The sequence below is a fragment of the Trebonia sp. genome (assembly GCF_030042015.1).
Lineage (GTDB): Bacteria > Actinomycetota > Actinomycetes > Streptosporangiales > Streptosporangiaceae > Trebonia.
Window position 1 is genome coordinate 1 of the sequence record NZ_JASIAL010000192.1, and the last position, 11,483, is coordinate 11,483.

Sequence of the window (11,483 nt, forward strand, 5' to 3'; positions counted from 1 at the left end):
GGCGTACTCCTTCGGCATCTCCTCCCAGGCGAAGTGCCCGGCATCGAGGAGCACGAGGCGGCTGGCGGGCAGCCGCTCGTCGAGGAACTCCGCGTTGGCCAGCGGGACGGCGCGGTCACGGCGGCCGGCGATGATCGTGACCGGGGTCGCGATCCGCGGCAGCAGCCCGGCGAGCACGGGCAGCTCCTCCGGATACCTGCGGACATAGCGCATCGACTCGGCGAAGCGGTCGCCGTCGTAGCAGGCCAGGTAGTCCGCGCGGATGTCGTCAGGCAGCCCGCCGGCGATCGTGTCAAGCGCCGCGCCGACGACCGCGCGCGGGTCCAGCGCGGCGTACTTGCCGAAGTCGGGGTCGAGCACCCACGACGCGAGCGGCTCACCGAGCTGGATCGGGACCGCGGTCCCGCCGCTGCCGACGATCGCGCTCGCGATCAGTTCCGGATGGCCGGCCGCCGCGAACAGGGCGGCCGCGGTTCCGACGTCGGGCGCGACGATGTGCGGCCTGCCCAGCCCGGCCTCGGCGATCAGCAGGGCGAGGAACTCCCCCATCGCCCGCGGGGACAGCAGGTCCGCGCGGCGCTGGGATGCGCCGAACCCCGGCAGGTCGACGGCGAACAGCCGGGCGCGCTCGGAAAGCGAGCCCCACATCGGCGCGAACGCGTGCACGCTCTCCGGCCACGGGCTGGTCAGCACGACGGCCGGGGCCGGCGCGGGCGGGCCGCCGCTGTCGCCGTACCTGATCCGGACCCCGTCGATCGTGCGGAAGCGTGTCGTCATCATGCGGGCCATCCTGCCGACCAGGGGCCGCCTTCGCGCCAGTGAGATCCCGGGCCAGGTCCCTGGTCACCGGGTTTCGGACAGCGATGCCCGGCAGGCGCTCGGCGGCTGCCCGGTGGCGGCCCGGATCGTCCTGGTCAGGTGCGCGTGGTCGGCGAAGCCGAGGTCGTGCGCGAGGCCGGCGAGATCAGGCTCGCCCTGCGCGATCCGGTCAAGCGCCAGGCTGACCCGCAGCTGGTTGCGGTGCTGGCTGACCGTGGAGCCGGTGAGCTGGGCGAACACGCGGCTCAGGTGGTGCGGGGAGCAGCCGGTGACCCGGCTGAGGTCGATCAGCCCAAGGCGCGGGTCCGCGGCCAGCGCTGCCCTGGCCTGGTTGACGATGCGGCTGCGCGCGGCGGCGGTGGCCGGGCGGCCGCTGCCGGCCCGGGCCGGGAGCTTGCGGGCGAGCAGGCCCGCGACCAGACGGACCACGTCCTCGGCCAGCGTGCCGTCCGGGTCGCCGCGGCGCGCGGCGGCGACCAGGCGCCGCAGCGCGAACTGGCTGGCCGCGTCCATCGGCACCGCGGGAAGGCGGACATCCGGGTCGCCGCCGCTGAGTTCGGCGAGCAGGCCGGGTTCGAGCCGGATCACCGTGCAGACGTCCCCGCCGGGGACCGGGTGGGCGAACTCCTCGACCGTGCCCGGGGCGCTCAGATACGCCAGCGCGGCGTCAACCAGGACCTCGCCGCCGTCTACCCGGCGCAGGAACGCCCCGCGGCGGACGGCGACAAGCACGTGCGCGCGCTCCACCTCGGGCGAGTCGAACCCGGCCCGGGCGTGGGAGCAGCGGACGGCGGACAGGCTGAACTGCTCGCCGGCCGCGATCGCCGAACCCTGCAGCACGCTCCCCACGCTACGCGCACCTGACGGCCGCCGAACCGCGCACGGATGTTCAAGCGCCCGGGCGGCGGTTCCGGCATGATCGACGATCGTGGAAACCGGTCAGCACCTGGCAGCCCTCGAGCGCGAGGGGCAGCTGCTCGCCGACGCGGCCGAGCGCGGCGGGCTGGACGCCCCCGTTCCGCCCTGCCAGCCATGGCGGGTCAAGGACCTGCTGCGCCACATCCGCTACATCCACTGGTGGGCGGGCACGCACGTGCGCCAGGCCAGGGACCGCATCATCGACGGCCCCTCGGAGGCCGAACTGCTCGCCGGCGGGCCGCCGGACGCCGAGCTGCTGAGGGCTTACCGCGACGGGCACCGGGCGCTGGTCGCGACGCTGCGGTCGGCCGATCCCGCGGTGTCGTGCGCCACGTTCCTGCCCGCGCCGTCCCCGCTGGCCTTCTGGGCGCGCCGCCAGGCCCACGAGACCGCGATCCACCGCGCCGACGCCGAGCTGGCGGCCGGCCAGGTGACGCCGTTCGACCCCGAGTTCGCCGCCGACGGGGTCGACGAGCTCGTCATGGGGTTCGCGCCACGGCGCAAGCCCGCCGTCCGGCCGCCAGCGGACCGCACGCTGCAGCTCAACGCCACCGACACCGCGGCCGGCTGGCACATTGCCATCGGCTCGGGCCGCCTGCAGGCCCACCGGGGGCACGACACGGCCGACACCGTCGTGTCGGGTCCCGCGGCCGGCCTGTACCTGCTGCTGTGGAACCGCCAGGACCCGCAGAGCGCGGGCATTAGCGTCCGCGGAGACACCCGTGCGCTGGCACTGTGGGCGAAGGTCGTCCAGGTCCGCTGGGCTTGACCGGTTATCCCGAACGGACCGTGGCGGCTCCCCCGGCTCGAGGCAGACGCGGGCGCTGGGGAGACGGGCGAGATCGTTCGGCGGAAAATGTTTGATTCTCCGGATCATAGAGTGAGCAAACGTGCGGATGTACCCGGAGGTGTTGATTTGGGCTTATAGTCATATGTCGCTGTGACATCCTGCTGAGGGGGCGGGCCGACTGGCCGTGAATGGAGTGGCGTCCATAACCACGAACGACCGGGGACACACCGATGCCGCGCTGGTGCGGCGTTTCCGGCAGGCTGCCACCAAGCGGGCACGCGCGGCGGCGTTCGACCGGGTGGTCCGCAGGCATCGCGACGCCGTGCTCGGCCGCTGCGCCGAACGGCTGTGGCCCGATGCCGACGCGGCGGTCGCCTATGCCCATGACGCTTTTATCGTCGCCTACCTGGCGATGGGTGATCCCGCGAAGCTGGCGCGCCCGGACCGGCTGCGGGACTGGCTGGCTGGCATCGCGGCGCACGGCGATCTCGCGTCCGGGCTGTCCGCCGGGGTCGACGCCGTCAACTGGGGGGCGCTGCGGGCCAGCATCGCCGCCGGCCCGCCGCACGGGCCGGACATGCGGGGTCACGCGGCGCGGCAGGAGTCGGTGCGGCGCTGGCTCGAGCAGATCGTGGCCACGCTGCCCGAACCCCGGCGGCAGATGTACGACATGTTCGTGCGCAGGGCGCTGGACAGCCGCAGCGCCGCGACGGAGCTTGGCACCGACGCCGCCGCGGCCCAGCGGGTGCGCCGGGAGAACCGCGAGGCGATCCTGCGCGCCTTCGAGGTCACCGCGCTGGCGGCCGCGGAGGCTGATCCTGACCCGTTCGGTGGCGGGGCCGGCGGGTGCGGGGAACTGCGGCAGCTGCTGGCCGATGGCCTGCGCGACGGCGGCATGCCAGGGGGTGTCCGGTGGGACAGCCTGGTGTTGCCCGCTGACCTGCGGCTGGGCGTGACGTCCCATGTCAGCGACTGCCGCGCCTGCCGGCGCCGGCGTGACGACTGCATGGCGCAGTGGGCACCGGAGCTGCTGCCGATCCTGGCCGGGGCGGAGCTGAACGAGCAGGTCATCGAGGACCTGCGCGTGATCCCTGAGCCCGAGCGGTCCCGCTACTGGGTGCCGGCCGGCGTCCACCACCGGGGCCGCGGTGCTTCGGCTGGCGCCGGCGCCGGCGGGCCGGGCCTGCCCAGGCGGGTTGCCATGGCGGCGACGGGGGCCGGGCTGCTCGTGGTGCTGCTGCTTGTGCTCGGCTTCGTGCAGCCAGGGTTTCTCGTGTCGGCTTCGGTGCCGGGGGGTTCCTCCTCATCGTCGCCGACGGCCGACCCGGGCAGCGGCGGCCCCCAGGTGACCGGCACCTCGACCCCGACCCACGGGCGGACGGCCCCCAGCGCGACCACGGGCTCCCCGGCGGGCGTGCCCACGGATACCGGTGGCGGTGCGGCGGCGCCGGCGCCGTCGTCGTCGTCCGGGCCGACGCAGCCCGGGCAGGGGCCGGCTTCGCCCACGCCGCCGGCGGCCCAGCCGACTTCGGCGTCCCCGACCGCGAGCTCGCCGGCTAAGCCGAAACCGTCGCCGTCGCCGTCGCCGTCACCGTCACCGTCACCGTCCAAGCCGAAGCCGAGCCCTTCCCCTTCCCCGTCGCCGTCTGCGTCGCCTTCCCCGTCCCCTTCGCCCTCGCCGTCGCCGTCGCCTTCGCCGTCAGCCTCGGCATCGCCCACGGCGACGACCACCGCCACCGCCACCGCCACGACCACCGCCACCGCCACGACCACCGCCACCGCGACCGCCACCGCGACCGCCACGGCCACGTCAGACCCGTCGTCGCCGCCGCCGTCGTCCCCGGCCCCGTCCACGCCGGCGCCGTCGAGCCTGCCGCCGTCCACGCCGCCGACGTCTTCCCCGGAGCCGTCCGCATCGGCCACGGGCTAGGCAGCCGGCCCGATCGTGACCTGCCCAGCGGTATCCGGGGACCGGAGCCGCGCCGCCGGGCATTCACCGCCATATCCTCCGTAGCGTCATGCGATGGGGGACCTATTGCCCGCCTCAACTCATTAAGCTATTGTGCTAGCCACCTAGATTAAGTCCTGATGGCATGGGGGCGGCGCGCGTCATGGAGTTCCACCTCAACAGCAAGTCGGGCGTCGCGCCGTACCTGCAGCTGATCCGGCAGGTACGCCAGGCGCTGCGCCTGGGCGTGCTGCGGGCCGGCGATCAGCTGCCCACCGTCAAGGACGTGGCCGGCTCGCTGGCGATCAACCCCAACACCGTCCTCAAGGCCTACCGCCTGCTGGAGTACGAGGGCCTCGCGGCCGCCAAGCCAGGCGTCGGCACGTTCGTGACCAAGACCGTCAGCGACGCGTCGGTCGCCGCACATCAGCAGCTCAGCCTGGAGCTGTCGGCGTGGATCGGCCGCGCGCAGCAGGCGGGCCTGGACGCCGAGGATATCGAGGCGCTGTTTCAGCGGGCCGTCCAGTCCGCGGCACGGGAGGAGGCGGTATGACGAGCGCACCCGCGGCGATTGAGGCACGCGGCCTCGGCAAGCGCTACGGGCACCGCTGGGCCCTGGCCGACTGCACGCTCACCATCCCCGCCGGGCACGTGGCCGGGCTCGTCGGCCAGAACGGGGCCGGCAAGACCACCTTGATCAGCCTGGCCACCGGGATGCTGAGACCGAGCACGGGCACCGTCGAGGTGCTCGGTGGCAGGCCGGCCAGCGGTCCCGATCAGCTCGCCCGCGTCGGCTACGTCGCGCAGGGCACCCCGGCCTACGGCGGGCTGAGCGTGGCCGACCACCTCCGGCTCGGCGCGCACCTGAACCCCCGCTGGGACGCCGCGCTAGCCCGCAGCAGGATCGGGCAGCTTGGCCTGGACCCCAGGCAGAAGGCGGGCAGCCTGTCCGGCGGCCAGCAGGCGCAGCTCGCGCTGACGCTCGCCCTCGCCAAGCGCCCTGAGCTGCTGATCCTTGACGAGCCGATCGCGAGCCTGGACCCGGTGGCCAGGCACGAGTTCCTGCAGGTCCTGATGAAAGCGACGGCCGAGCAGGAGCTCAGCGTGGTGATGTCCTCGCACCTGGTCGCCGACCTGGAACGGGTCAGCGACTACCTGATCGTGCTTGTCGCCTCGCGGGTGCGGATCGACGGCGCGGTGGACAGCCTCCTCGCCGCCCACCACCTGCTGACCGGCCCGCGCCGCGACACCGCCAGCCTGCCGGCCAGCCATCAGGTCATCAGCGAGAGCCACGCCGGCCGGCAGAGCACCTTCCTGGTCCGCAGCAGCGAGCCGATCATCGACCCGGCCTGGATCGTCGACCCGGTCAGCCTCGAGGACCTGATCCTCGCCTACATGGGCCCCGCCTCCGCGGGGTCACTGGACACCAGGACGCTGGAGGCCAGGCCATGACCTGGCTGACCTGGCGCCAGTTCCGCCCGCAGGCCATCGCCGCAGCCGGTGCCCTGATCGTGCTCGCGGTCCTGCTGGCGGCGACCAGGGCTGGCCTGGCCGCCAGCTACGCCGCCGCGGGCCTGTCCGCCTGCCACGCCAGCTGCGCCACGGCCGCCAGCATCTTCCTGGACAATGTCGGCAGCCTCGACCACATCCTCTACTACGGCAGCGTCTTGCTGCTGCTCGCGGCGCCCGCGCTGATGGGCCTGTTCTGGGGCGCGCCGCTGATCGCCCGCGAGATCGAGGCCGGCACGCACCGGATCGCCTGGAACCAGAGCGTCACGCGCACCCGCTGGACCCTGGTCAAGCTCGGCCTCGTCGGCCTCGCCGCCGTCGCGACCGCGGGCCTGCTCAGCCTGCTGGTGACCTGGTGGGCCAGCCCGATCGACGCGGCATCGCTCGCCGGCGGATCCGCGCAAGCCGCCGCGAGCGGCGGGAACGGGATACACGTCACCTTCAACGGGTTCGCGGAGGCCCGGCTTGTCCCCGTCATCTTCGACGCGCGAGGCGTGGCCCCGCTTGGGTACGCGGCGTTCGCCTTCGCGCTCGGCGTGACCTTGGGCGTGCTGCTGCGCCGGACGCTGCCCGCGATGGCCGTGACACTACTCGTGTTCGTGGTCATCCAGGTCGTGGTGCCGAACCTCATCAGGCCGCACCTGCTCGCGCCCGCCCACTTCACGGCGCCGCTCAGCCTCCAGGCCTCGCGCACCGCGGTCAACGTGAACGCGGCCACCGGCCAGGTGAGCGGGAACCTGTTCACGGCGCCTTTCGACAAGCCGGGCGCGTGGGTCCTGTCGGACACCATCATCACCCCGTCGGGCGCGCAGGCACCGAACGTCGTGTTGACGCCCGTGGGCCCCGTACTCACGGCGCTCCCCGGGGCATGCACTCCCACGCCCGGGTCTGGCATCGACCCGGCCGACTGCAGGAAGGCGCTGGCTGCCATGCACCTGCGCCAGGCCGTGACCTACCAGCCCGCCAGCCGGTTCTGGCCGTTGCAGTGGATCGAAACCGGCGGCTATCTGGTGCTCGCCGCCTGGCTCGGCTGGGTGTGCGTCTGGCAGGTCCGCCGCAAGCAGGCGGCATGATCTGTAGATTCTCAACGCAGGGCGCCCGGCGGCCCTGGTTTCCATGATCATGAAAGCTGACCCTGCTACCTACCCGGAGGGGGTATGCGGGGAAGATGAGAGCCCTGACTGTGAAGCTCCGTAGCTCGCGTACCTGTCATCCTGCGTTGATCTCTGATGGCCGGGCGAGACCAGGTGCCTGGATCTTTCCCTGGCTTGGGATGGCCGGGACGTAGCGGCTGAGGATGCGGTCGAAGGCGGCCTGGGGGGCGGGCCAGTCGAAGTGCGGGAGGCTGGCGCGCAGGGTGGCGTAGCCATGCAGGGCGGCCCAGAGGGTGACGGCATCGGCCGCAGGGTCGTCGCTGGCGATCTGGCCGGAGCTGACGCACTCGCGGACCGCGTTGACGAGCAGGGTGAAGGCTTCGGACCGGGCGGCACCCCGGCTGGGCGGGCGGTCGCCCAGGTGCTGGTAGCGGCCGAACAGAACCCGGTACTGGCCGGGCTGCTCGCTGGCGAAGCGCAGGTAGGCGGCGCACGCGGCCCGCAGCCGGCGCAGCGGGTCGCGCTCGCCGCCGACGGCCGTTTCGAGCGCCGCGCGCAGCTGGACGAGGCGGTCGTCGATGACCGCGTAAACAATGGCCTCGCGGCTGGGGAAGTGCTCGTAGATCGATGGCGCGGCGATGCCGATCCTGCGGGCGACCTCCCGCAGGGTGACGGACTGCTCGCTGCCGGTTTCCTCCATCACGGCGGCGGCCGCGGCGATGATGTCGCCGCGGAGCTTGCCGCCTTCGCCGCGCCGGTAGGGCTTGCGGGCCGGTGCCTTTGTCACGGATGCCACCTTACAAGTGTTAGGCCTTGCCGGGAGCCTGCCTCCATGTTAGCCTAACGATTGTTTCCTTACGTAACTGAGGAAACAGGCGTTAGTCCTAGCTGGGACGGGGATTTCCCGAAAGGACACCGGCCATGAGCACAGATTCACTACCCGAGAACGGCCCCCCGGACGGACCTCCCGGACCGGCCCGCCGCCGGCGCCGTTTGCTCGCCTGGGCCGGGCTGGCCGTCGCCTGCGCGGCCGGGGTGGCCGGCGCGGCGAGCGCGCTGGCGCTCGTCACTCCGGGCGTGGCAAGCGCGCAGGTCCGCACCACGGCGGACGACCCGATAGCGATGGTCATCAGCGTGAGCGGGACCGCGCAGACCACCACCACACGGTCGCCGTTCGAGCAGCCGCTGCGTGTGCTGGTCTACGACGACAACGGGCATCCGATCGTGGGGACCACCGTAACGTTCCGCATCGTCACGGGGAGTAGCCTGACCGGGACGGCGGCCTTCCCCGGCGGCGCGCAGAGCGCCGACGTGGTGACCGGAGCCGGCGGCGCGGCCGAAAGCCCCGTGCTGACCGCCGGGACCGGCGTGGGGTTCCTGGAGGTGACCGCGAACGTGGTCAGGGAGAGATACGGCGCGTTGTTCACGCTGCGGGTGGGCTACTCGCCAGCGGCCCGGATCGACATCGTCAGCGGCGACGGGCAAAGCGCCCTGGCCGGCACCAACTTCGCGCACCCGCTCGTGGTCCGGGTGCTCGACGCCCACGGGTACCCCGTGCTCGACGGCTCGAGGGTCACCTTCCGCGTCGGGCCGGCCGGCCCTCGTCCCGGAACGGCCGCCTTCCCCGGTGGCCAGGCCAGCGCCACGGCGGGCATCAGCGCCGGCAATGGCTACGCGACCTCCCCCACGCTGACCGCCGGGAGCAGGGAGGGAACGATCGCGGTGACCGTCAGCCTGCCGCAGAGCCCGAACGTACCTGACGTCGTCTTCACCGCGACCGTCGTCAGCCGCAACGGCAGTGCCTGACTCGCCCGCCCCGGTGGCCGGCACGCTGTCGTTCCCGACCCGGCGGGGGTCCCCGCTGGCGGCGGTGGCCGCACGGATGCTGCTGGCGGTCGGCTTGCTGGTCCTGTCGTCCGCCATCGTCTACCTGGACCGTTACGGCTACCGGGACTCCGCGCACCCGGGCAGGCCGCTGTCGGTTCTCGGCAGCATCTACTTCGCCACCGTGTCGCTGTCGACCATCGGGTACGGCGACATCGTCCCGGTCACCACGGCGGCGCGGCTGGTGAACACGGTAGTGATCACCCCGATGCGGCTGCTGTTCCTCATCATCCTCGTCGGAACCACCTTGCAGGTCCTGACCCGGCAAACCCGCACGAACTGGCGAATCGCCCGATGGAGATCAAAAATGGCCGACCAAACGATTGTCATCGGTTACGGAACCAAGGGCAGAAGCGCCGTCAGGACGCTGTGCGAGTGCGGGACGGCCGCAGAGTCTGTCGTGGTCGTGGACGTCCTGCCGCAACCCGCCCGTGACGCGAACGCGGCCGGGCTGGTGGCGGTCACCGGGGACGGGACCAGGAGAGAGGTGCTCGGCCGCGCCGAGATCGGCACCGCCCGCCTGGTGGTCATCGCCGTGAACCGCGACGACACCGCCGTGCTGATCGCCCTTACCGCCCGCCAGCTCAACCCAAGCGTCACGATCGTGGCCGCGGTCCGCGAGGAGGAGAACCAGGACCTGCTCCGGCTGAGCGGCGCCGACCAGGTAGTGGTCTCCTCAGGTGCCGCCGGGCAGCTGCTGGCCATCTCCGCGGTGCGCCCCGCCGCGGGGCGGGTGATCGGCGACATCCTGGATCGCGGCCGCGGTTTCGACCTGGTGGAGCGGCTGGTGACCGCCGCCGAGGTCGGCAGGCCGGCCCGGGACGCGGAAGGCACGGTCATCGCGCTCGTACGGGGCGATGAGGTGGTGCCGGCTGACCACCCCGCGGCACGCCGGCTCGCCGCGGGCGACCGGCTCATCCTGGTCAGCTCTCATCAACGGCCCATCATCGGCCGCCGCGACACCACGAAGCTGGGAGATTTCACTCCCGAACGGACCGTGGCGGCTCCCCCAGCTCAGGGCAGACGCGGGCGCTGGGCCGGCGTGCGCAAGCGTTCGGAACTACACGAAGATGTTGATGTGCCCTTATAGTCGTACCTTGTAGGCATGTTGTGACACCCTGCTGAGGGCGGGTCCGACTGGCCGTGAGTGGAGTGGCGTTCACCACCGCGAACGAGCGCGGACAGACCGACGCCGCGCTGGTGCGGCGGTTCAGGCAGGCTGCCACGAAACGAGCACGCGCGGCGGTGTTCGGCTGCGTGGTCCGCGAGCATCGCGACGCGGTGCTCGGCAGGTGCGCCGCACGGCTGTGGCCCGATGCCGACGCCGCGGTCGCCGCGGCCCGTGACGTTTTCCTCGTCGCCTACGTGGCGATGCGCGATCCCGCGAAACTGGCGCGTCCAGGCCGACTGCGGGACTGGCTGCTTGGCATCGTGGTCGATCGCGGTCTCGCGTCCGGGCTCCCCGCGCGGGCCGATGCCGTCAACTGGGAGATCCTGCAGGCCGGCATCGCCGATGATGAGCCGGATAAGCCGGATAAGCCGGATGTGTGGGGTTCGGCGACGCGGCTGGCAGCCGTGCGGCACTGGCTGGAGCAGATCGTGGCCACGCTGCCCGAACCGCGGCAGCAGATGTACGACGTGTTCGTGCGCAGGGCCCTGGACAGCCGCGGCGCCGCGACGGAGCTGGGCACTTACGCCGACGCGGCCCGGCGGCTGCGCCGGGAGAACCGCGAGGCGATCCTGCGCGCCTTCGAGGTCACCGCGCTCGCGGCCGCCGAGCCCGTCGACCCGCGCGATGACACGATTCCCGGCTGCCGGGCGCTGCGGCAGCTGCTGGCTGATGGCCTGGGCGATCGCGGCATGTTCTGGGCGGTCCGGCGGGACGGCGTGGTGCTGGCTGCTGACCTGCGGCTTGCCGTGTCGGACCACATGGGCCGCTGCGGCGCCTGCGCCGGCCGGCGTGCCGATTGCACTGCGCAGTGGGCACCGGAGCTTTTGCCTGTGCTGGCGGGCGCCGAACTGAACGAGCAGGTCATCAACGATCTGCGGACGGTCCCTGAGCCAGCGCGACCCCGCCGCTGGGGCCGGGCGGGGCCGGGCCCCGCAGGCGTGCTGGCGTAGTGGCTCTGGTCGGGCTGGCCGTGGTCTTGTCGCCGCCCGGCTTCGTGCGGCCGGGGTTCCTGCCGAGCGGGGCGGCGTCCGCACAGCAGCCCGGGCCGCTCCCGGGTCAGCCTTCGTCATCGCCCACGTCACCGTCTGCCTCGCCGACTTCCGCTTCCCCGTTGGCGAGCTCACCCTCACAGTCCTCGCCGGAGCCGACCCCGGCTCCGTCCACGGCACCGCCGTCAGCCACAGAGCCGTCCACGTCGGCCGCGAGCTAGAGCACCGGTCAAGTAACGGTGCTTGTTCCGGCGTCTAGCGGCTGTTGTGTGTGCTAGGCCTGCCTGTAGCGATTGGTGATGGGTCGGTTACGGGCAGGAGGAGATTGCGATGCGGCCGCGGGTGTGGAGTCCGCCGGTGG

At 72.6% G+C, this 11,483-nt stretch carries 12 protein-coding genes; 8 read left to right on the plus strand and 4 right to left on the minus strand.

Annotated features, from left to right (window positions below; genetic code table 11):
* A partial coding sequence (locus tag Q1N79_RS09780; protein ID WP_300607138.1) for an alpha/beta hydrolase occupies window positions 1–780 on the minus strand: 780 nt, incomplete at its 3' end.
* A gap of 63 nt (window positions 781–843) precedes the next feature.
* Window positions 844–1,659, minus strand: a complete 816-nt coding sequence (locus Q1N79_RS09785) for an AraC family transcriptional regulator (protein WP_300607140.1) — start codon at window positions 1,657–1,659, stop codon at window positions 844–846.
* 88 nt (window positions 1,660–1,747) lie between these two features.
* Here Q1N79_RS09785 and Q1N79_RS09790 point away from each other — a divergent pair, with 88 nt between their 5' ends.
* The 5 genes from Q1N79_RS09790 (at window position 1,748) to Q1N79_RS09810 (ending at window position 7,057) form a co-directional block, all read left to right on the plus strand.
* Window positions 1,748–2,506 carry a maleylpyruvate isomerase family mycothiol-dependent enzyme gene (locus Q1N79_RS09790; protein WP_300607143.1) on the plus strand — a complete coding sequence of 253 codons (759 nt, stop codon included), beginning with the start codon at window positions 1,748–1,750 and terminating at the stop codon, window positions 2,504–2,506.
* A 214-nt stretch (window positions 2,507–2,720) separates the two neighbouring features.
* Complete coding sequence (locus Q1N79_RS09795) at window positions 2,721–4,457, plus strand: hypothetical protein (protein WP_300607146.1); 1,737 nt, start codon at window positions 2,721–2,723, stop codon at window positions 4,455–4,457.
* Window positions 4,458–4,620: 163 nt separating this feature from the next.
* Window positions 4,621–5,028, plus strand: coding sequence for a GntR family transcriptional regulator (locus Q1N79_RS09800; protein WP_300607149.1), 408 nt, complete (start codon window positions 4,621–4,623; stop codon window positions 5,026–5,028).
* Entirely contained in the window at window positions 5,025–5,927 is a 903-nt protein-coding gene (locus tag Q1N79_RS09805) for an ABC transporter ATP-binding protein (RefSeq protein ID WP_300607152.1), read from the plus strand. Before Q1N79_RS09800 ends, Q1N79_RS09805 begins: the two co-directional genes overlap by 4 nt.
* Window positions 5,924–7,057, plus strand: a complete 1,134-nt coding sequence (locus tag Q1N79_RS09810; protein ID WP_300607154.1) for an ABC transporter permease — start codon at window positions 5,924–5,926, stop codon at window positions 7,055–7,057. The genes Q1N79_RS09805 and Q1N79_RS09810 overlap by 4 nt, the downstream gene beginning before the upstream one ends.
* A gap of 136 nt (window positions 7,058–7,193) precedes the next feature.
* Here Q1N79_RS09810 and Q1N79_RS09815 read toward each other — a convergent pair whose 3' ends face one another.
* Window positions 7,194–7,865 (minus strand): TetR/AcrR family transcriptional regulator, encoded by a 672-nt coding sequence (locus tag Q1N79_RS09815; RefSeq protein ID WP_300607158.1) that lies wholly within the window; start codon window positions 7,863–7,865, stop codon window positions 7,194–7,196.
* Window positions 7,866–7,999: 134 nt separating this feature from the next.
* On the opposite strand from Q1N79_RS09815, the gene Q1N79_RS09820 reads away from it, so the two are divergent.
* The 3 genes from Q1N79_RS09820 (at window position 8,000) to Q1N79_RS09830 (ending at window position 11,083) form a co-directional block, all read left to right on the plus strand.
* Window positions 8,000–8,884 (plus strand): hypothetical protein, encoded by an 885-nt coding sequence (locus Q1N79_RS09820; protein ID WP_300607161.1) that lies wholly within the window; start codon window positions 8,000–8,002, stop codon window positions 8,882–8,884.
* Entirely contained in the window at window positions 8,877–10,052 is a 1,176-nt protein-coding gene (locus Q1N79_RS09825; protein ID WP_300607164.1) for a TrkA family potassium uptake protein, read from the plus strand. Before Q1N79_RS09820 ends, Q1N79_RS09825 begins: the two co-directional genes overlap by 8 nt.
* Window positions 10,053–10,114: 62 nt before the next feature.
* Complete coding sequence (locus Q1N79_RS09830) at window positions 10,115–11,083, plus strand: hypothetical protein (protein ID WP_300607168.1); 969 nt, start codon at window positions 10,115–10,117, stop codon at window positions 11,081–11,083.
* A 106-nt stretch (window positions 11,084–11,189) separates the two neighbouring features.
* On the opposite strand, the gene Q1N79_RS09835 is transcribed toward Q1N79_RS09830, so the two are convergent.
* Complete coding sequence (locus tag Q1N79_RS09835; protein ID WP_300607171.1) at window positions 11,190–11,315, minus strand: hypothetical protein; 126 nt, start codon at window positions 11,313–11,315, stop codon at window positions 11,190–11,192.
* Window positions 11,316–11,483: the final 168 nt, after the last annotated feature.

Bases quoted from the DNA above. Each gene is read 5' to 3' on its own strand.
- Q1N79_RS09800 (WP_300607149.1), top strand. From the start codon at position 4,621: ATGGGGGCGGCGCGCGTCATGGAGTTCCACCTCAACAGCAAGTCGGGC.
- Q1N79_RS09820 (WP_300607161.1), top strand. From the start codon at position 8,000: ATGAGCACAGATTCACTACCCGAGAACGGCCCCCCGGACGGACCTCCC.
- Q1N79_RS09810 (WP_300607154.1), top strand. From the start codon at position 5,924: ATGACCTGGCTGACCTGGCGCCAGTTCCGCCCGCAGGCCATCGCCGCA.
- Q1N79_RS09805 (WP_300607152.1), top strand. From the start codon at position 5,025: ATGACGAGCGCACCCGCGGCGATTGAGGCACGCGGCCTCGGCAAGCGC.